This is a genomic window from Peribacillus suis (genome assembly GCF_059384845.1).
The window spans coordinates 1,546,118-1,567,383 of the sequence record NZ_CM182019.1; the positions used below are offsets into that span (position 1 = coordinate 1,546,118).

The following is a 21,266-nucleotide window of genomic DNA, read 5'->3' on the forward strand; positions in this document are numbered from 1 at the left end:
ATACCCCCTTTTTCAAGTAAAATAAGCGAAAATGCAAAAGGCGGCAACGTTCATACAACGTTTCTGCCTTTTTGTATTCCTTTCGATTTTTATAAGGGGCAAGGCTTTTTCTCATGCAGGCTATCTGACTGGAAGAATGAAGTTTAAGACTCGAGACATAATAAGGGCATAGGCTTTTGAGAAAGGGGTTGCCATAAGTGGATACACCATTACCAAATGAAAATGAAGGACGACAGGAAGGTAAAAATTCAACTTTAATTGAGAAGATTCAGCAGTTGGGAACAACAAGTGTCCCGCAATTATCGAAAGATTCAAAAATCCATTGTTTGACGATCATTGGTCAAATTGAAGGTCACATGCAACTTCCTCCACAAAATAAAACGACAAAGTATGAGCATGTTATTCCTCAAATTGTTGCGATTGAACAAAATCCTAATATTGAGGGGTTACTTGTCATTTTAAATACCGTCGGAGGAGACGTGGAAGCGGGACTAGCCATTGCCGAGATGTTAGCTTCCTTGTCTAAGCCGTCCGTCTCCATCGTTTTAGGAGGCGGACATTCCATTGGGGTGCCGATTGCTGTATCTTGTGATTATTCCTTTATAGCAGAGACGGCGACCATGACGATCCATCCTATTAGGTTGACAGGTATGGTCATTGGAGTACCGCAAACATTTGAATACTTAGATAAAATGCAGGAACGGGTCATAAAGTTTGTCACACGGCATTCCAATGTTACCGAAGACAGTTTTAAAGATCTAATGTTCGCTAAAGGAAATTTAACGAGGGATATAGGCACGAATGTAATCGGGGTGGAAGCGGTCGATGTAGGAATGATTGATGGTGTCGGAGGAGTAGGGCAGGCGATGAGGAAACTGAATGAATTCATGGAGGAAAGAAGTACAAATAAAGGAGAAGAGGGGCTACTGCAATGACACTTTATACGATTGTTCCAGAAGAAATCATCTTCCCTCATCCCCATGAGAAAATTGCACAAATGATTGAAATGAAGGTGAATGGGGTTCATGTTATGGTGGAACATGAAGGAGGAAGTTCGTTTCGCATTGATCGGATCGTGAGTACGAATCCTGAGGATTACATGAAGACCAATGTACAGCCTGGTGAAGTCGTCAATGTATTCGAAGCGTTGAGAAATTAGAAAAAAGGACCAACGGAGAGAAATTATGATATACTAATGAAAAAATTAGCAGCCCTTTGGCTGCTTTATTCATTGGTTTGTTTTTTCATGTTAGATAAGACACGATCAAGGGACAACATGATATTTTTTTGATATAATCGTTGAACGAACGTTTGTTTCCTATTGAGTTGTACCATATGAATGGAAAAAAGAAGTTTCAAGAAGAATCAGGTGATTTTATGGTGAAGAAGAAAAAAAGGAAAAAGAAAAGTACAGAAAAATTAAAGATTACGCTTAAATATGAATTGATTGGCCTAATCATAATAAGTCTGGCCGTCATTGCCATTGCAAAACTAGGGGCAGTGGGAAATGGTACCGTCCTTTTAGTCCGTTTCTTTATGGGGGAGTGGTATATTCTCTTTTTATTAGGGGCAATAGCGGCGGGCTTTTATTTGATGATTAAAAGAGAAGTTCCATATTTACTGAAACGGCAGTTAATTGGCTTGTATTTCATTGTTGCGAGTATGCTACTGCTTAGTCATGTCACCCTCTTTAATTTATTGGCCGAAGGTGGTCCTTTCGCAAAGCCAAGTGTCATTTCGAATACTTGGGAATTGTTCTGGATGGAAGTGACCGGAAATGCTAGCACAAAGGATCTTGGCGGTGGGATGGTTGGTGCTGTTTTATTCGCTGCTTCTTATTTCTTGTTCGATGAAGCGGGTTCAAAAATCGTATCCATCGTCCTAATAATCATTGGGATTGTATTACTGACTGGGAAAACACTAGGCGATACTCTTGGTAAATTTGCCTTCGCCCTTGGTAGCTTTGTTAAAAGGCAATGGACCGCGTTTAGTGATGATATGAAAACCTGGAATAACGATAAGAAACAGAAGAAAAAAGATCCGGTCAAAAAGAAAAAACGTGAAAAAGAACCAGTGGAAGAAGAGGTTCATGCCATACAGCAGGTAGAAGAGACACAACAAGTGGCGACAGAGCGTATTATTTCAAGCTTTGCAGATAAAGCATACGGTGATGATGAAAAGGATGAACAACCGTCTGCTGAAACGCTACCTTCGGCTGAAGTTGAAGAAGAACATGACGATCCTGTTCCCGCCATCGATTTTACGGAAGTAGAAAATAAAGAATATGCTCTACCGCCACTTTCCTTGTTATCGCAACCGAAAAAAACGGATCAAAGTGGAGAGTATCAATTAATTCATGAAAATGCGGCAAAGCTCGAACGCACTTTTCAGAGCTTTGGGGTCAAAGCAAGAGTCACTCAAGTTTATTTGGGACCGGCTGTCACTAAATATGAAGTGCATCCGGATGTAGGGGTGAAAGTCAGTAAAATAGTGAGCCTTTCCGATGACCTTGCACTGGCACTTGCAGCTAAAGATATCCGGATGGAAGCACCGATTCCAGGTAAATCGGCGATTGGGATTGAGGTACCGAATTCCGAGGTGGCAATGGTTTCCCTTAGAGAAGTATTGGATGCAAAAGAAGTGGACAAGCCGGATGCCAAGCTGCAAATTGGTCTAGGCCGAAATATTTCCGGTGAAGCGGTTAAGGCGGAACTAAATAAAATGCCCCATTTACTGGTAGCGGGGGCTACAGGCAGTGGTAAATCCGTCTGTATCAACGGCATTATCACAAGTATCTTGATGCGGGCAAAACCTCATGAAGTGAAGATGATGATGATTGATCCGAAAATGGTGGAACTCAATGTCTATAACGGGATTCCACATTTACTGGCACCAGTCGTGACTAATCCGAAAAAAGCGGCCCAAGCTTTGCAAAAAGTGGTCAGTGAAATGGAACGACGCTACGAGCTCTTTTCACATACGGGTACGCGTAATATAGAAGGCTATAACGATTACGTAAACCGTTTTAACAGTGAGGAAGATTCCAAACAACCGTTGTTACCTTATATAGTAGTGATAGTCGATGAACTGGCTGATTTGATGATGGTGGCTTCAAATGACGTGGAGGATGCTATCACACGTCTTGCACAGATGGCAAGGGCAGCGGGCATCCACTTAATCATAGCCACTCAGCGACCCTCTGTAGATGTTATTACGGGTGTCATCAAGGCCAACATCCCATCCAGGATCGCTTTTAGTGTCTCCTCCTCAACGGATTCAAGAACCATACTCGATATGGGAGGTGCGGAGAAACTGCTAGGACGTGGAGATATGCTATTTTTACCTGTTGGATCTTCAAAACCAATTCGCGTCCAAGGGGCTTTCTTATCCGATCATGAAGTTGAAGAAGTGGTCACTTTCGTCATTTCCCAACAGAAAGCTCAGTACAACGAAGAAATGATTCCGGATGAGATACCGGAGACGTCAAGCGGTGAAGTCGAAGATAGTTTATATGGGGAAGCGGTGGCTTTAATTACCGAAATGCAGACAGCTTCTGTCTCGATGCTTCAGCGTCGTTTCAGGATTGGCTATACGCGGGCTGCAAGGTTAATCGATGAAATGGAAGCAAGGGGAATCGTCGGTCCATATGAAGGAAGTAAACCACGTAATGTGTTAATTTCCAAAGATGATCATGATGAAGCACATTTATCTTAGGTATAAAAAAATACCGGGCAGCTGCCCGGTATTTTTTAATTTACTGTCGCTTCGTCTAGATGCTCTAGGCAGAAGGCAGTAATCATGGCTACTTCTTCATCTTCTAACTCGAAATCAAACAGTTGATCGCTGCCTTTTTCTAGAATGTCATATTTAACAAGTCTGCCATTCTGTTCTTCGACAACAAATAAAACCCGGATATATAAACCGTTCTCTGAAAAGAGTTCGTCCTCTTCCGGAACTTCAATATCTAAAAAGTATTCAAAGCGGTCTCCGGATAAGATTCCGAATGGGTCGGTCAATTTTTCTACGGTATATTCTGTAATGTTTAACATAATTCGATCATCCCTTCAAAGAAGATAAGTTCTATTATACAGCAAAACGGATTCTTGGAAAGAAAGCAGTGTCATTTTAGCAATAAGAATTTTACCCATGACCAATAGTTGGATTAGGGCAAATAATCGTAAGATTTGCAACGTTTTTACTACGTGGAAGAAAATAGGGGGGTATATTCTACTAAATTCTTTTCAGTTAATTAGTAAAACTCTATTTATTTATAGTTGAAAAAATGTTATATTATTTTCGATTAGTAGGAATGATTCAACATCAGATGTCTGATGTCTTAAGAAACAAGCTGGGGGAAACTGTATGTCTATTAAATCAGATAGTCGACATTTATATTTGCAGGTCATTGATTACCTGAAGCAAGATATTGAATCAGGAGTTTACAAGGAAAATGAAAAATTTCCTTCTGAATTCGATCTTGCAAAAAAGCTAGGAGTGAGTAGAGCGACGCTTCGTGAAGCACTGCGAATTTTAGAAGAAGAAAATATCATCATTCGCCGCCATGGAGTCGGAACCTTCGTCAATCCTAAGCCACGGTTCACTTCGGGTATCGAGCAACTAAAAAGTGTCACGGATATGATTGAGGAGGCAGGGATGAAGCCGGGGACGTTTTTCTTAAGTTCGACGACTCAAGAACCAACAGAAGAGGATATCCGCAGGTTTTCATGTACACCGGATGAACGCATCGTGATCATTGAACGTGTGAGAACAGCGAATGGTGAGCCTGTCATCTACTGTATCGATAAAATTCCTGAATCTATTCTCTCGGTGAATTTCGACCGTAATGATGAGTCTCTTTTTGATATATTGGAAAGGGACGCTGATAGGAAAATCACCCATGCCGTAGCTGAAATAGAGCCTATCGGATACCATGAGAAGGTTTCTCCTATCCTTAAATGTACGCCTGAAGCTGCCTTGCTCGTTCTAAAGCAGATGCATCTGGATGACTGGGACCAGCCTATCTTGTATTCTGTTAACTACTTTAAAGCCAATATGTTCAGTTTTCATGTCCTTCGGAAACGGGTGTAGGCATAGTCCCTTACATAAGGATGAATGCAAACGTTTGTTACCACTATGGCACACCGTTAACCGTTTCGTTTTTTGCGGACCATTGAAAACGCAAACATGAATGACTTTTCAGAACATTCCTGCTCAAACTATCAATCTTAGGAGGAAAAAAAATGAAAAAGCGTAAATTGGGTTTAGCTCTTTCGCTTGTTCTTGCTGCTGGTACATTATTGGGGGCTTGTGGTAATTCAGAGGACGATGATAAAGAATCTTCTACTGGGAAAGACAAGAAAGATAATTTCACAGTAGCGATGGTGACCGATACGGGTGGGGTTGATGATGAGTCTTTCAACCAATCCGCTTGGGTAGGAATTCAGGACTTCGGGAAAGAAAATAACTTGAAAAAAGGTAAGGATGGATACAATTACCTGCAATCAAAATCGGATGCTGACTATGCAAAGAACTTGAATACGCTTGTCCGCGAAGATTACAGTTTGATTTATGCCATTGGTTTCTTATTAGCAGAGTCAGTTGAAGAAGTAGCTGACCAACGTCCTGATTCACATTTTGCTATCGTTGATACTATTGTGGATAAACCGAATGTTGCAAGTATTAATTTCAAAGAACAGCAAGGTTCCTTCTTGGTTGGGGTTATAGCTGGACTTCAAACGAAAACGAACAAAGTCGGTTTTATCGGCGGAGTTGAATCCGAATTAATCAAAAAATTCGAAATCGGATTCAAAGCTGGTGTATTGGCAGTAAACCCGAAAGCAAAAGTAGAAGTCAAGTATGCCGGTGATTTCAATAAGGCTGATATCGGTAAATCTACTGCTGGGTCTATGTACTCTTCAGGAGCTGATATCATTTATCATGCTGCTGGCGGTACGGGTAAAGGTGTATTCACTGAAGCAGTGGAACAAAAACAAAAAGATCCTAAGAGAGAAATTTATGTAATTGGTGTGGATAGTGATCAAGTTAAACTGGGAGATGTTCCAGGAACAGATGAAAATGTTACATTAACATCCATGATCAAACGCGTTGATATTGCGGTTAAAGACCTTTCTACAAAAGCGAAGGATGGAAAATTCCCTGGCGGAGAAACCATTGAATATGGTATCGAAGAGAATGGTGTAGGCATTTCTGAATCGAAAGACAATGTATCTGAAGAATCTTTAAAAGCAGTAGAAGAATGGACTGCAAAAATCAAGTCAGGTGATTTAGTGGTTCCTGGCACTGATGATGAATTCAAAAAATTCCAAGAAGAATTATAATCAGAAAGATTGAGAGGGAGTAGGGAACATTTTCCTATTCCTTCTTTTCCCCAAAAACGCTGATGGAAAAAAATGAATGAAAGACTATGAAAGATTCATAGTTTCTCATTTGGTTTTTTCTAATAAGGTAGGGATAAGCCAATCTTCTAGTTAAGTTTCATATACACTCATTTAGGGGTTGATTATACGTGGATTATGTAATTGAGATGCTGAACATCCGAAAGGAGTTTCCTGGAATCGTCGCTAATGATAATGTAACCCTTCAAGTGAAAAAAGGGGAGATTCACGCATTATTGGGTGAAAATGGTGCCGGAAAATCGACATTGATGAATGTTCTGTTTGGTCTTTACCAACCAGAACAAGGGGAAATTCGAGTGAATGGAGAGCCCCATAAAATCACAAGTCCGAATATTGCAAATGATTTAGGAATCGGGATGGTGCATCAGCATTTTATGCTTGTTGATCCTTTTACTGTCACTGAAAATATCATTTTGGGAAAAGAACCTTCAAAGGCTGGGAAAATCGATTTAAAAGAGGCGAGTGAAGAAGTTCGGAAACTATCGGAACAATACCAGCTTCGTGTTGACCCTCATGCGAAAATTGCCGACATTTCGATAGGGATGCAACAACGTGTCGAAATTTTGAAAACACTCTACCGTGGGGCAGAGATTCTCATATTCGATGAACCTACGGCCGTATTGACCCCTCAAGAGATTAAAGAGCTGATAACGATTATGAAGGCGCTCGTTAGAGAAGGGAAATCTATCATTTTGATCACCCACAAACTTAAGGAAATCATGGAAGTTTGTGATCGTGTGACAGTCATCCGTAAAGGACAAGGAATCGGGACGGTTACTGTCAGTGAAACAAACCCCAATGAACTAGCTAGTTTAATGGTTGGCCGGGAAGTCCTATTTAAAACGGAAAAAACGGAAGGTGCCCCAACGGATGTCGTTTTAGATGTAAAAGGACTTGAAGTGAAGGATGCCAGGGGAGTTTCAGCCGTAAGGAACCTGGATTTAACCGTCCGTGCTGGAGAAATCGTCGGTATCGCAGGAGTGGATGGCAATGGTCAATCCGAACTCATTGAGGCTTTGGCCGGTTTAAGGAAAACGACAGCTGGTAGCATTCAATTGAATGGCAAGGAAATCCGGAATCTAAAACCACGGAAAATTACGGAATCAGGGGTAGGACATATCCCGGAAGACCGTCATAAGCATGGCTTGGTCCTCGATTATAGCATTGGGGAAAACATTGTCCTGCAAACGTATTATCAACAGCCATTTTCCAAAGGTGGAATCTTGAATTCAAGAAAAATATTCGAAAAAGCCCGTTCTTTAATTAAATCTTATGATGTTCGTACACCAAGTGAGTATACACCTGCAAGGGCTCTATCGGGAGGAAACCAGCAGAAAGCAATCATCGGCCGGGAAGTTGATAGAAACCCGGATTTATTGATTGCCGCACAGCCCACTCGAGGACTCGATGTTGGAGCGATTGAATTTATTCATAAACGTTTGATTGAACAACGTGATGCGGGCAAGGCGGTACTTATCATCTCATTCGAACTGGATGAAATCATGAATGTGAGCGATAGAATTGCTGTTATATACGAGGGAGAAATCGTGGCCATTGTCAATCCTAAAGAAACGACAGAACAGGAACTTGGGCTTCTTATGGCTGGCAGTAAACGGACGGGAGCAGGTGAGAAACAACATGACTAAAGACAAAATCATGAAGTTTGTATCTAAATATTTATCCAAATTACTAAACCCGGTGATTGCCGTCATCCTCGGTTTAATTGTAGGGGCTATCATCATGTTGGTCAGTGGATACGATCCAATTGCAGGATATGGTTCCATGCTTGGCGGCATTGTTGGGGATTCTTATTATGTGGGAGAATCAGTCAGGACGATCATCCCTTATATCCTTACCGGTTTGGCGGTCGCTTTTGCTTTTCGTACGGGTCTATTCAATATCGGTGTTGAAGGACAATTAATCGTAGGCTGGCTGGCTGCAGTATGGGTAGGAATTGCTTTTGAACTTCCTGGGATCATTCATTTACCTTTAGCGATTTTAGCAGGGGCCGCTGCAGGAGCTCTGTGGGCCTTTATCCCGGGGTATTTAAAAGCGAAATTTCGTGTACACGAAGTAATCGTTTCTATCATGCTAAATTATACGGCCTTATATGTAACGAACTATTTAATCCGGAACGTATTGACGGACAAGCTGGATAAAACAGAGAGAATTGCTGATTCTGCTTCTCTTCGTTCACCTTTCTTTGAAAGTATGACCGATTATTCCCGGATGCACTGGGGAATTGTCGTAGCCATCATATGTGTGATCATCATGTGGTTCATTTTAGAAAAAACCAAAACCGGTTTTGAATTGAAAGCGGTTGGATTTAATCAGCATGCATCTGAGTACGCAGGGATGAGCGTCAATAAGAACATTATCCTATCCATGGTCATTTCAGGTGCATTCGCTGGTCTTGCTGGAGCGATGGAAGGATTGGGTACATTCGGATATGCTGCCGTAAAAGGCGGATTCACAGGTATGGGATTTGATGGTATCGCAGTCGCGTTACTCGGAGCGAATACGGCCATCGGTGTTGTGTTGGCAGCCTTATTATTCGGTGGACTAAAAGCCGGGGCATTGAACATGCCACTTGAAACAGGCATACCTAGTGAAATTGTAGACATTGTCATTGCATTGATCATCTTCTTCGTAGCATCCAGTTACTTTATTCGTTGGATTGCCAATCGTTTTAAGAAAGGGGTGAAATAAGTGGACTTTTATCAAGTTTTACAAATTATTGTACCATCAATGATCGCCCTAGCTGCTCCGCTTATATTCACGGCACTCGGCGGAGTATTTTCTGAACGGGCTGGCGTCATCAATATTGGGTTAGAAGGATTAATGGTCATTGGTGCTTTCACCGGGATTGTATTTAACTTAACCTTTGCCGAAACATTTGGCGCTTGGACTCCGTGGCTGGCAGTTTTAGCCGCTATGGTTGCCGGATTGTTATTTTCGGTTCTCCATGCCGTTGCGTCGATCACATTCAGGGCGGACCAAACGGTTAGTGGGGTCGCCATCAACTTATTGGCAGTCGGGCTCACGATGTTTTTAGTCAAGCTGATTTATGATAAAGGACAAACAGATCGTATTACGGAAACATTCCCGAGGATTGATGTCCCATTATTAAGCGATATCCCATTCATCGGTCCAATCTTCTTCTCGAATGGATACTATATCGTCTATATCGCTATTTTAATTTCATTTGTCGTATGGTATATCCTTTATAAAACGCCGTTCGGCTTACGAATCCGGGCTGTAGGGGAGCACCCGATGGCCGCTGATACGATGGGTGTCAACGTTACGAAAATTCGGTATGCAGGCGTTCTTCTTTCAGGTGCTTTTGGGGGAATCGGCGGAGCAATATATGCGACCATCTTTTCTAATGAATTCAACCATGCGACCATCAATGGTCAAGGGTTCATGGCTATTGCGGCCATGATATTTGGTAAGTGGCACCCAATCGGGGCTATGGGAGCCGCCTTATTCTTTGGACTGGCTCAAAGCTTGAGTATTGTGGGATCAAGCTTACCATTCTTTAAAGACATACCATCTGTCTATCTATTAATTGCGCCTTATGTTCTAACAATTATCGCATTAACTGGATTCATCGGTCGCGCAGATGCACCTAAGGCATCTGGTCAGCCGTATATCAAAGGAAACAGATAAAAGTTTGACGGTCAGCTATTATAATGCTGACCGTTTTTTTCATGTCAGGGACAGAGTAAAGATAGTTAAGTTGGAACTTTTACAAAAAAAGTACCTGCAACTTGCATGAATTTTCCTTTGACATGTATATTTTAAGGAGATGTTTAAAAGATTACGTATCTACAAACAATAACTTAATTAAGAATGCATTCCATATCGAGGAGGATTAATTCATGTCTATTGCATCCGACACAGTTACAGAAAAAAGCGGATATAAGCTGCATATTGTCCATACGGATAAATATAAAACAAACACGCTCGTGTTGAAAATGAAAGCTCCACTGACTAAGGATTCCGTTACATACCGTGCTTTATTGCCATATGTGCTTCAAAGCAGTACAAGTAAATTCCCAACTACGCCCGAGCTTCGGTCTTATTTGGATGATCTATATGGAGCGGGCTTTTACGTCGATGTGGCAAAAAAAGGGGAATATCAAGTCGTGAGCTTTACCATTGATATCGTCAACGAAAAGTTCTTAAGCGACCCGACCCCCCTTCTGGAAAAAGCTTTTGCGTTGCTTTCTGAAGTGATCTTTCATCCCAAAACAAATGGAGGGGCTTTTGATGCCAAGACTGTTACCAATGAAATCAGGTCATTAAGGCAACGTATTCAGTCAATCTATGATGATAAAATGAGATACTCCGCTACTCGTCTTGTCGAGGAAATGTGTAAAAATGAGCCATATGCTTTGGAGGCCAGTGGCAATTTAGAAGACCTGGAGACCATTACTCCACAATCACTTTATGCTTTTTATGAAAAAATGCTGGCTCAGGATGATATCGATCTGTATGTCATTGGTGATATTGATGAATCAGAAGTGGAGAAGCTGGCTGACCGATATATTTCCCTTCCGGAACGGGTTCCGGCCCGACTTCAAAGAAATACAGGGGATAAAGTTGAGAAAGAACAAGAAATCATTGAGAGTGCTGATGTGAAACAAGGGAAGTTGAATATGGGGTATCGGACGCATATTTCATATGGAGATACCGACTATTATGCCCTCCAGCTGTTTAATGGGATTTTTGGCGGCTTTTCACATTCAAAACTTTTCATCAATGTCAGGGAAAAAGCAAGCCTGGCTTATTATGCTGCCTCAAGACTTGAAAGTCATAAGGGACTCCTAATGGTGATGGCTGGCATCGAAAATGCTAACTATAAGCAGGCGATAGATATCATTCATGAACAAATGAAGGAAATGAAGCAAGGGAATTTTTCGGAAGAAGAATTGGAGCAAACGAAAGCTGTCATTAAAAATCAACTTCTAGAAACCATTGATGTATCAAGGGGATTAGTTGAAATCCTCTATCATAATGTCCTATCGGGGAAAGATATCTCACTTGATGAATGGTTTGAAAAAACGGAACAGACAACCAAGGAAGATATTATCAAAGTTGGCCAAAAGATTGAGCTAGATACAATTTACTTCCTATCTGGAACGGAGGTGCAAAAATAATGGAAAAAATTGAATTCGCCCAATTAAAAGAAGAGCTCTATCATGAAAAAATGGAGAATGGATTAGAGGTATATATTCTTCCAAAAAAAGAGTTTAACAAATCATTCGCCACGTTTACGACAAAGTACGGTTCAGTTGACAGCCATTTCAAACCATTGAACCAAAAAGGATTTACAAAAGTTCCGGATGGTATTGCCCATTTCTTAGAGCATAAGTTATTTGAAAAAGAAGACGGAGACGTGTTTCAACAATTCTCTAAGCAGGGTGCGTCCGCCAATGCCTTCACATCGTTTACAAGGACGGCTTATCTTTTTTCGAGCACATCGGATTTTGAAAGGAACTTAAACACATTAATAGACTTCGTCCAAGAACCTTATTTCTCCGAGAAGACCGTCGAGAAGGAAAAAGGCATTATTGGGCAAGAAATTAATATGTATGATGACAACCCTGATTGGCGTTTATATTTTGGTACGATTGCGAACATGTACCATCACCATCCTGTGAAGATCGACATCGCAGGCACAGTCGAATCAATCGCAGATATTACGAAAGACATGCTTTATGATTGTTACAATACGTTCTATCATCCAAGCAACATGCTATTATTCGTTGTAGGACCAGTGGATGTGGAGAAAACGATGAAGCAGATACGGGATAATCAAAACGGTAAAGACTACCGGGAACAACCGGAAATCGAACGGAGATTCGAAAAGGAGCCCGATACAGTAGCTAAGGATAAGGACATTTTAAAAATGAATGTTCAAACACCGAAAGTGATGATTGGAATCAAGGCCAATAATGTTTTTCAAACAGGCGAACAACTTTTGAAGCGGGAACTGGCAACGAATATATACTTAGAAATGCTGTTCGGGAAAAGTTCATCCCTTCATGAAGGCCTGTATGAGGAGGGATTGATTGATCAAAGCTTCTCGTATGATTATACCCAGGAACAAGGGTTTGGTTTCGCTTTAATTGGTGGAGACACGGCCAATCCTGAAAAATTAACAAAGTCTTTGTTGGAAATCCTGGAGAATTCTAAAAAAGGTACTGGTTTAAGTGAAGAAAGTTTGCAAAGAACAATTAAGAAAAAAATTGGTTCTTTCCTTCGCTCACTGAATTCACCCGAATATATTGCCAACCAATTTACGCGGTATGCATTCAATGAGATGAAATTATTCGATGTGGTAGCAGTTTTGGAAAAACTTAAAATGGAAGACATCGAACAGATTGCCAAGGATCTAATCTCCGTTGAGCGGATGACGGTCTGTGAGGTACTTCCTAAATAACATATAGAGGGGGCATGAAAGTGGAAAAGCGTTTTGCCCTTATAACGGGAGCTAGCGGAGGAATCGGCAGGGAAATTGCTTTAAAACTTGCGGAAGAAAATTATTCACTTTATTTACATTACAATAGCAATGAGGAAGCCATTCATGATCTAATTGAACAACTTCGTCCATTTCAGGTCGAACTCATCCCGATTCAGGCAGATTTGTCTACCGGGGACGGTTACAAAAAATTGGTGGAAAATATATTTGCTCTTCATGCCATCGTCCTTAATAGCGGGAATAGTTATTATGGCCTCATATCAGACATGACTGAGCAGATTGTCAATGAAATGGTTCAGCTACATGTGACCAGCCCTTTTCAATTAACCAAGGAATTGTTGCCTAAATTAATGTATCAAGAAAAGGCGGCCATCGTCGCAGTTACATCCATCTGGGGTCAGACAGGTGCTTCATGTGAAGTGCTTTATTCGATGGTCAAGGGAGGGCAAAATGCCTTTATCAAGGCATTAAGCAAAGAAGTATCATTAAATGGACTTCGTGTAAACGCCGTCGCCCCTGGCGCGATTTCAACTTCCATGCTGGAATCTTTTAGTGCTGAGGATTTGGAAATCATTAAAGGGGACATCCCAATGGGCAGGATGGGGAGTGCCAAGGAAGTGGCGGAAGCCGTTTCCTATTTACTTTCCGATAAGGCTTCTTATATAACCGGGCAAATCCTTGGTGTAAATGGCGGTTGGTACACTTGAATAAAATTTTTAAAGATGCATAATTTCATCGTTTCCTTCACAAAATATACTTGTACTATTTTGAAGGAAAGGGTGACCACACATGTCTGTATTAGACAATTGGGATCAATGGAAAAATTTCTTGGGAGATCGTCTTAATGAGGGTGAACGCCAAGGGTTGAATGATGAGACAGTAAATAGCTTGGCTTTCGAAATCGGTGATTACTTAGCTAAGCAGGTTGAGCCCCAAAACGACCAAGAAAAAGTGCTAGCTGATCTTTGGTCCGTTGCGAGCGATGAGGAAAAACAAGCAATGGCAAATGTAATGGTCAAGTTAGTCGAGAACAACGGAACAAAGTAAATATGTAAAGATAAAGGCCCCGTTACCCTTGTAATGGGGCCTTTATCTTGGTTATATAAAATATTCCGCTATCCTTCAATGAAAATGGAGATTTTTTATAGGGTTTTTCCTTTTAACTTATCAAGAAATACTATATTATAGAATCTAGACAGTAATAATTTAAAAGTAAAGAAGATGAAATAGTATGACGGATAAGTAATACTCGATGGTTGGATAAAAGCTTCTAGGCTTAAGGAGTGTTATCGTGGAGAAAAAAGAATGGTATTTTGAATATGAAATTCAAGTTAACCGTCCAGGTTTATTAGGGGACATATCATCTTTGCTGGGTATGCTATCCATTAATATCATCACTATTAACGGTGTCGACCAAGGCAGGCGAGGTTTGCTTTTAAGGGCAAACGACAGCCGAAATATAGAGAGATTTGAGTCCATTCTCCATACGATGGATACGATAAAGGTCATTAAACTTAGAGAACCCAAATTACGCGATCGGCTTGCGGTCAGACATGGCCGTTATATACAACGTGATGCTGATGAAAAAAACACATTCAGATTTGTTCGTGATGAATTGGGCTTACTGGTGGACTTTATGGCCGAACTATTCAAACAAGAAGGTCACAAGTTAATCGGTATTCGAGGAATGCCCCGAGTCGGAAAGACCGAATCGATAGTTGCATCAAGCGTTTGTGCGAATAAAAGATGGTTGTTTGTGTCATCTACCCTTCTAAAGCAGACGATTCGCAGTCAACTTATCGAGGATGAGTACAATAATGATAATTTGTTTATTCTAGACGGAATTGTATCAACCCGTCGCGCCAATGAGAGACATTGGCAGCTTATCCGTGAAATAATGAGGCTTGATGCTGTCAAAGTCATTGAACATCCAGATGTGTTTGTTCAAAATACGGAGTATACGCTCGAAGACTTTGATTATATTATTGAACTAAGAAACAATCCAGAAGAAGAAATTACATATGAAGTTGTGGACCAAAAAGATCAGTTTTCTGGTTCGGAATTTGGATCCTTTGACTTTTAAAATGGCAGGTGTTTTATTTGACTGAATTAGGTAATCGATTAAAAGAAACTAGGGAAGCCAAAGGGCTTACCCTTGATGATTTACAGGAACTGACAAAGATTCAAAAGCGGTATCTTGTAGGGATTGAAGAGGGGAATTATAGTATGATGCCCGGAAAGTTTTATGTGCGGGCATTCATCAAGCAATATTGTGAAGCTGTAGGTCTGGACCCTGATGAAATCTTCGAGGAGTTCAAGAGCGACGTGCCATCTGTCTATAGCGAGGAACTGCCTGAACAGCTTTCAAGGGTTCAAACCCGTAAGACGATTCCGGCAAAAGACTCCAAATTTGTAGAGATGTTGCCTAAAATCCTAGGTGTGATCGTGGTAATTGGTGTCGCTATATTGATTTGGGTGTTGGTTTCCAATAGTATGAGTAAGTCCAATGACAATGATAAAAAGAGCGATAAACCGAATGAAGTGGTTGGATATAACGAAAGTAATGAGTTTAACGAAAAAGAAGAAAAAGTAGATAAAGACCAGAAAGAAGAAACAGATACAGCTGATAAAAAGGATAAAGACAATGCTGTAGAAGAAAAAGAAGAAGAAAAGATTGAGCAGGATTTGACTGTTGTCAGTTCTAGCGGTAAAAATAGTACGTATGAGTTAAAAGGTTCGGATACTTTCAAATTGAAAGTTTCCTCTAAAGGTTCGCCATGGGTAGGTATTACAAATGGTGAAGGGAAATTACTTTTCCAAGGGACAATCAAGGAAAATGAAAGTGAGGAAATAGATTTTACTGAAGAAAAAGAAGCTGTCATTAATATTGGTAGAGCAAACGAAACGGAAATTTTTGTCAATGATGAAAAGCTTGAGTATACTATTTCACCCAATGATATGACTACGCAATTGGTTACGATACAATTTACGAAAGCGGAATAGTCATCTCTTAGATGACTATTTTTCTCTTTTCTATATGGAAAATGTCCATGTTAAACCGGCATACATCAATGATTTTGAGGTAAATTATACATAGGTAAACTTGGCCATTGGCCACATTACAATGATGGAAAGCGCATTGCCTAAAAGCAAGCGTATATTTTGGAGGTTAAAAGTTTGAATCTGCCTAATAAGATTACAGTAGCAAGAATCTGTCTAATTCCAGTTTTTTTAATCATCATGCTCGTACCTTTTTCTTGGGGAACACTTACTTGGGGAGAGTATACATTGCCGGTGGCGCATCTAGCGGGGGCTATACTATTCATCATAGCTTCTACTACGGATTGGATTGATGGTCATTTTGCAAGAAAATATAATTTGGTTACTGATTTAGGGAAGTTTTTAGACCCGTTGGCCGATAAATTACTTGTTTCGGCAGCATTGATTGTTTTAGTTGACTTAAATTTAATGTATGGCCAGTCCTGGATTGCCATCGTCATTATCAGTCGGGAATTTGCCGTTACTGGTTTACGCCTGGTTTTAGCCGGTACGGGTGAAGTGGTCGCGGCCAACCAATTGGGTAAAATTAAAACATGGGCACAAATTGTCTCAATATCTGCTTTATTGCTTCATAACCTGCCCTTTGCTTTTATTTCGCTTCCATTTGCCAATATCGCTCTATGGATTGCGTTAATCTTTACAATATGGTCTGGCGCCGATTATTTTGTGAAAAACAAGCAAGCTTTCATTAATTCTAAGTAACGAAGGGGTCGTTGATATGGATGCAGAAATCATTGCAGTAGGCTCTGAACTTCTATTGGGGCAAATTAACAATACAAACGGAAGGTTTTTATCGCAACAGTTTGCTGAAATGGGTGTCAATGTTTTTTACCATACTGTCGTCGGAGATAATGACCGTCGTCTGCAACAAGCCATAGAGATTGCTGAGTCACGGGCTAACTTAATTGTCTTTACTGGTGGCCTTGGTCCAACGAAGGATGATTTAACGAAGGAGACAATTTCTCGCCACATTGGGAAAAAGCTCGTTTTTGATGAGGATGCACTACAATCCATAGAAGCGTACTTTCAAAATCGCGGTCGTCCAATGACTGAAAATAATAAGAAGCAGGCTCTTGTCTTGGAAGGCTGTGATGTATTGCCAAACGACCATGGCATGGCACCCGGAATGGTCTTGGCTAAATCGGGAATCACATATATGCTGCTTCCTGGTCCACCAAGCGAAATGGAACCGATGTTCTTAAACTACGGATATGAAGCAATCATGAAAAGGCTTGAAAAGCATGAACGAATTGATTCGAAGGTTCTTCGTTTCTACGGAATAGGGGAAGCGGAGCTGGAAACGGTGATAGAAGATCTTCTCGTAGACCAAACCAATCCAACCATTGCCCCACTTGCAGCTGAAGGGGAAGTGACTTTAAGGATTACAGCAAAAGAATCGTCTAAAGAAAAGTGTGAAGAGCTTATTTTGGGAGCGGAGAAGGAAATCCTTAGTCGGGTCGGTCAATATTATTATGGAAGTGATAATACATCGCTGATAAAAGAACTGGTTAAAGAATTAACGGTCCGTAAGCTAACGATCGCGGCGGCGGAAAGTTTGACCGGTGGAATGTTTCAAGAACAGTTAACGACCATACCAGGTGCTGGAAAAGTGTTCAAAGGCGGTATTGTCAGCTATACAAACGATGCAAAGGCGGATGTGCTAGGCGTAAGCGAAGGAACCATTTCAACTCATGGCGTCGTGAGCGGAGAGTGTGCCATGGAAATGGCCTCTAAGGTACGGGAGAAGCTTGATGCAGATGTAGGTATCAGTTTTACTGGAGTGGCAGGACCCGATGAACAAGAAGGGAAACCAGTGGGTACTGTATTCATTGGCATTTCCTTACGGGGTGGGGACACTCGCTTTGAAGAGTTGAATTTATCTGGAAGCAGGGCGCAAAACCGAGTAAGAAGTGTAAAATATGGTTGCCATTATTTATTACGGGGTTTATAAGCGACATAAAAGCAGAGCTCAAAAGGCTCTGTTTTTTATGTCTTAGAAGTTTTCATTTTGTCGAATTAGGGAAAAGAAGAAAACAGTTTATTCAATAAAAAGGCATTTTATTAGCGGATATCTTATAGAAAAAGATAAAATCACGTAGACAAAATACTTTTTCATGAAGATTTAACCAAAAGAAAAAAACGAATGAATGTTCGACTTTTTGCTTGGCAAAATAGCAAAAAGAGTATATAGTTAAGATAGATTTTGAGACAAGATATTGACCTTGTCCTCAAAGAATGGCTAACGTAAGAACATCTTTAATCGGACTGCCGATTATTTGAATATAGAGGAGGAACTTAAGTGAGTAGTGATCGTCAAGCGGCTTTAGATATGGCGTTAAAACAAATTGAGAAACAATTTGGTAAAGGTTCTGTAATGAAACTTGGAGAACAGTCCGATCGAAGAATCTCAACGATTTCGAGTGGGTCTCTAGCGTTGGATGTAGCATTGGGAGTAGGTGGCTATCCGAGAGGCCGTGTCATTGAGATATACGGACCGGAGAGTTCAGGTAAAACGACTGTTGCCTTGCATGCAATAGCAGAGGTGCAAAAGACTGGCGGAACAGCTGCATTTATTGATGCTGAGCATGCCTTGGATCCAGCATATTCTGAAAAACTTGGCGTGAATATTGATGAATTGTTGCTTTCACAGCCTGATACTGGTGAACAAGCCCTTGAGATTGCGGAAGCGTTAGTGAGAAGTGGTGCGGTGGATATTATTGTTATCGACTCCGTAGCAGCACTTGTTCCTAAAGCGGAAATCGAAGGAGAAATGGGAGATTCCCATATGGGTCTTCAAGCCCGTATGATGTCACAGGCCCTTAGAAAACTTTCTGGTGCTATCAATAAATCAAATACCATTGCGATTTTCATTAACCAGATTCGTGAAAAGATCGGGATTATGTTTGGGAATCCAGAAACGACTCCGGGTGGTCGTGCCTTGAAGTTCTATTCGACTGTTCGTCTTGAAGTGCGTCGTGCTGAACAATTAAAACAAGGTAATGAAATCGTTGGTAATAAAACAAAGATTAAAGTCGTTAAAAATAAAGTAGCTCCACCTTTCCGTCAAGCGGAAGTCGATATCATGTATGGTCAGGGAATCTCACAGGAAGGCGAAATCATTGATATGGGTGCAGACCTGGATATCGTCCTAAAAAGTGGTTCGTGGTATTCATACAATGATGAGCGTGTGGGACAAGGTAGGGAAAATGCGAAATTGTTCTTGAAAGAAAATCAGGACATCGCTAAGGAAATCTCACAAAAAATCAGGGACCATTATAATCTAGATGGAGAGTTTGAGCTCCCGAAAGAGGCTGAAGAGGAGCATCTTGAACTACTTGATTGATGGTAGGAAAGGACCTAAGCTAATTATGCTTAGGCCTTTTCTATATTCCTTAAGATCGTTGAAATGGAAAAATTGCAAAAATTAAAGCGGTTTTGCAGCCCTCAATTATGTTAAACTGATACATAATTGCTATGCATAGTAATAAAACGAGAATAAACCTTGATACATAAGGGACAAAGGCTTGACAATAAAAATTCTCAACTATACAATTAATATGTATATTTTACAATTTTTCAAACTAAAATTTTGAAAATTAAGAGCTGTATATTGAATTTATGTGCAATGTACTTGCCGACAGTTCAACATTTTATGTAAAAGTTCATAGCAAGGGGAGGTGAAACGATGGAACCCATGACAATCATCTTCACTTTGCTTGGCCTAATCGTCGGTGCAGTTGTTGGTTATTTTATTCACAAATCAAAATTTGAGAGTAAAATAGCAGGGGCAAAGGGCTCTGCTGAACATATCCTTGAGGATGCAAAACGTGAAGCGGAAGCGCTTAAAAAAGAAGCCTTGTTGGAAGCAAAAGATGAAATTCACAAGGTTCGTTCTGAGTCCGATCGGGAATCCCGTGAAAGAAGGAACGAATTACAAAAACAAGAAAATCGATTATTGCAAAGAGAAGAGAATCTTGATCGGAAGGATGAAACGTTGGATAAACGTGAAAGCCTTTTAGAGAGAAAAGAGGAGTCTCTTAACCAAAGACAACAGCATATTGAAGAGATGGAAAGCAAAGTGGACGAGACGGTACGTAAGCAACAAACGGAGCTTGAACGTGTCTCTGGTTTGACTCGTGAAGAAGCTAAATCGATCATTATAGATCGAACAGAAAATGAGCTTGCTCATGATGTAGCAGTTATGATTAAAGAAAGTGATACCCGCGCCAAAGAAGAAGCTGATAAAAAGGCGAAAGAAGTCTTATCTCTAGCCATTCAGCGTTGTGCGGCTGATCATGTTGCAGAAACCACCGTTTCTGTAGTGAATCTTCCAAATGATGAAATGAAGGGACGGATAATCGGACGTGAGGGCCGAAATATCCGAACACTTGAAACGCTAACGGGTATTGATCTTATCATTGATGATACTCCTGAGGCAGTCATCCTATCTGGATTTGATCCAATTCGACGGGAAACAGCACGTTTGGCTCTTGAAAAACTAGTTCAGGACGGACGGATTCATCCGGCTCGTATTGAAGAAATGGTTGATAAGGCAAGACGTGAGGTAGATGAACATATTCGTGAAATTGGTGAACAAACAACTTTCGAAGTGGGTGTTCACGGGCTTCATCCAGATCTTATCAAGATTCTTGGTCGTTTGAAGTTCCGTACAAGCTATGGTCAAAACGTACTGAAACATTCTATTGAAGTGGCCCAACTTTCAGGATTATTGGCAGCTGAGCTTGGTGAGGACGAAGTACTTGCCCGCCGTGCCGGTTTATTACATGATATTGGGAAAGCAATTGACCACGAAGTGGAAGGTAGTCACGTTGAAATCGGCGTTGAATTAGCGACTAAGTATAAGGAACATCCAACTGTCATCAACAGCATCGCTTCACATCATGGTGACACAGAGCCAACATCCATTATTTCGGTGCTTGTAGCGGCCGCTGATGCCTTATCGGCTGCAAGACCAGGTGCACGAAGTGAAACGCTGGAAAATTACATTAGAAGACTTGAAAAACTTGAAGAGATATCCGAATCCTATGATGGAGTGGAAAAATCCTTCGCGATTCAAGCCGGACGTGAAGTGCGGATTCTAGTGAAACCAGAACAAATAGATGATCTTTCGGCTCATAAACTTGCTCGTGACATCCGGAAACGGATTGAAGAAGAGCTTGATTACCCAGGTCATATAAAAGTAACAGTAATCCGTGAAACAAGAGCGGTAGAATATGCCAAATGATTTGGCTTGGAAAACGAAGTGGTGAAAACCACTTCGTTTTCATTTTTTGTATGAACTT

19 protein-coding genes are annotated in these 21,266 nt (G+C 40.9%); 18 read left to right on the forward strand and 1 reads right to left on the reverse strand.

Features of this window, described 5'->3' with window-relative positions; all coding sequences use genetic code 11:
- Positions 1-197: 197 nt before the first annotated feature.
- The 3 genes from AC503W_RS07655 (at position 198) to AC503W_RS07665 (ending at position 3,714) form a co-directional block, all read left to right on the forward strand.
- Complete coding sequence (locus AC503W_RS07655; protein ID WP_402868430.1) at positions 198-935, forward strand: ClpP family protease; 738 nt, start codon at positions 198-200, stop codon at positions 933-935.
- A complete protein-coding gene (locus tag AC503W_RS07660; protein ID WP_427686372.1) occupies positions 932-1,159 on the forward strand; it encodes a YlzJ-like family protein in 228 nt (75 codons plus the stop codon). The genes AC503W_RS07655 and AC503W_RS07660 overlap by 4 nt, the downstream gene beginning before the upstream one ends.
- Positions 1,160-1,380: 221 nt before the next feature.
- Positions 1,381-3,714, forward strand: a complete 2,334-nt coding sequence (locus AC503W_RS07665; RefSeq protein WP_427686370.1) for a DNA translocase FtsK — start codon at positions 1,381-1,383, stop codon at positions 3,712-3,714.
- Between the two features lie 35 nt (positions 3,715-3,749).
- On the opposite strand, the gene AC503W_RS07670 is transcribed toward AC503W_RS07665, so the two are convergent.
- The gene (locus AC503W_RS07670) at positions 3,750-4,049 is read right to left on the reverse strand and encodes a DUF6509 family protein (RefSeq protein ID WP_402868433.1); all 300 of its coding nucleotides are present in this window, start codon (positions 4,047-4,049) and stop codon (positions 3,750-3,752) included.
- Positions 4,050-4,362: 313 nt separating this feature from the next.
- On the opposite strand from AC503W_RS07670, the gene AC503W_RS07675 reads away from it, so the two are divergent.
- The 15 genes from AC503W_RS07675 to rny all read left to right on the forward strand — a co-directional run bounded on the left by AC503W_RS07675 (position 4,363) and on the right by rny (position 21,208).
- Positions 4,363-5,088 (forward strand): GntR family transcriptional regulator, encoded by a 726-nt coding sequence (locus tag AC503W_RS07675; protein WP_402868435.1) that lies wholly within the window; start codon positions 4,363-4,365, stop codon positions 5,086-5,088.
- A gap of 152 nt (positions 5,089-5,240) precedes the next feature.
- Positions 5,241-6,338 carry a BMP family lipoprotein gene (locus tag AC503W_RS07680; protein ID WP_427686368.1) on the forward strand — a complete coding sequence of 366 codons (1,098 nt, stop codon included), beginning with the start codon at positions 5,241-5,243 and terminating at the stop codon, positions 6,336-6,338.
- A gap of 188 nt (positions 6,339-6,526) precedes the next feature.
- Entirely contained in the window at positions 6,527-8,062 is a 1,536-nt protein-coding gene (locus tag AC503W_RS07685) for an ABC transporter ATP-binding protein (RefSeq protein ID WP_494916632.1), read from the forward strand.
- The gene (locus tag AC503W_RS07690) at positions 8,055-9,125 is read left to right on the forward strand and encodes an ABC transporter permease (RefSeq protein ID WP_402987972.1); all 1,071 of its coding nucleotides are present in this window, start codon (positions 8,055-8,057) and stop codon (positions 9,123-9,125) included. Before AC503W_RS07685 ends, AC503W_RS07690 begins: the two co-directional genes overlap by 8 nt.
- On the forward strand, positions 9,126-10,085 hold the full coding sequence (locus AC503W_RS07695) for an ABC transporter permease (protein ID WP_402987978.1): 960 nt from the start codon (positions 9,126-9,128) through the stop codon (positions 10,083-10,085).
- 212 nt (positions 10,086-10,297) lie between these two features.
- Complete coding sequence (gene yfmF / locus AC503W_RS07700) at positions 10,298-11,578, forward strand: EF-P 5-aminopentanol modification-associated protein YfmF (protein WP_494916634.1); 1,281 nt, start codon at positions 10,298-10,300, stop codon at positions 11,576-11,578.
- The gene (yfmH, locus tag AC503W_RS07705; protein ID WP_494916636.1) at positions 11,578-12,864 is read left to right on the forward strand and encodes an EF-P 5-aminopentanol modification-associated protein YfmH; all 1,287 of its coding nucleotides are present in this window, start codon (positions 11,578-11,580) and stop codon (positions 12,862-12,864) included. Before yfmF ends, yfmH begins: the two co-directional genes overlap by 1 nt.
- Positions 12,865-12,878: 14 nt before the next feature.
- On the forward strand, positions 12,879-13,610 hold the full coding sequence (ymfI, locus tag AC503W_RS07710; protein WP_402987989.1) for an elongation factor P 5-aminopentanone reductase: 732 nt from the start codon (positions 12,879-12,881) through the stop codon (positions 13,608-13,610).
- An 82-nt stretch (positions 13,611-13,692) separates the two neighbouring features.
- Positions 13,693-13,950: a DUF3243 domain-containing protein gene (locus tag AC503W_RS07715; protein ID WP_402868451.1), complete on the forward strand. Its 258-nt coding sequence runs from the start codon at positions 13,693-13,695 to the stop codon at positions 13,948-13,950.
- Between the two features lie 244 nt (positions 13,951-14,194).
- Positions 14,195-14,986 carry a DUF3388 domain-containing protein gene (locus AC503W_RS07720; protein ID WP_402868453.1) on the forward strand — a complete coding sequence of 264 codons (792 nt, stop codon included), beginning with the start codon at positions 14,195-14,197 and terminating at the stop codon, positions 14,984-14,986.
- Positions 14,987-14,994: 8 nt separating this feature from the next.
- The gene (locus tag AC503W_RS07725; protein WP_494916642.1) at positions 14,995-15,906 is read left to right on the forward strand and encodes a helix-turn-helix domain-containing protein; all 912 of its coding nucleotides are present in this window, start codon (positions 14,995-14,997) and stop codon (positions 15,904-15,906) included.
- 174 nt (positions 15,907-16,080) lie between these two features.
- A complete protein-coding gene (pgsA, locus tag AC503W_RS07730; protein WP_402956357.1) occupies positions 16,081-16,665 on the forward strand; it encodes a CDP-diacylglycerol--glycerol-3-phosphate 3-phosphatidyltransferase in 585 nt (194 codons plus the stop codon).
- A 16-nt stretch (positions 16,666-16,681) separates the two neighbouring features.
- Positions 16,682-17,914 (forward strand): competence/damage-inducible protein A, encoded by a 1,233-nt coding sequence (locus tag AC503W_RS07735; RefSeq protein WP_494916648.1) that lies wholly within the window; start codon positions 16,682-16,684, stop codon positions 17,912-17,914.
- 348 nt (positions 17,915-18,262) lie between these two features.
- On the forward strand, positions 18,263-19,306 hold the full coding sequence (gene recA / locus AC503W_RS07740; protein ID WP_402868461.1) for a recombinase RecA: 1,044 nt from the start codon (positions 18,263-18,265) through the stop codon (positions 19,304-19,306).
- Positions 19,307-19,648: 342 nt separating this feature from the next.
- Positions 19,649-21,208: a ribonuclease Y gene (gene rny / locus AC503W_RS07745; protein ID WP_402868463.1), complete on the forward strand. Its 1,560-nt coding sequence runs from the start codon at positions 19,649-19,651 to the stop codon at positions 21,206-21,208.
- Positions 21,209-21,266: the final 58 nt, after the last annotated feature.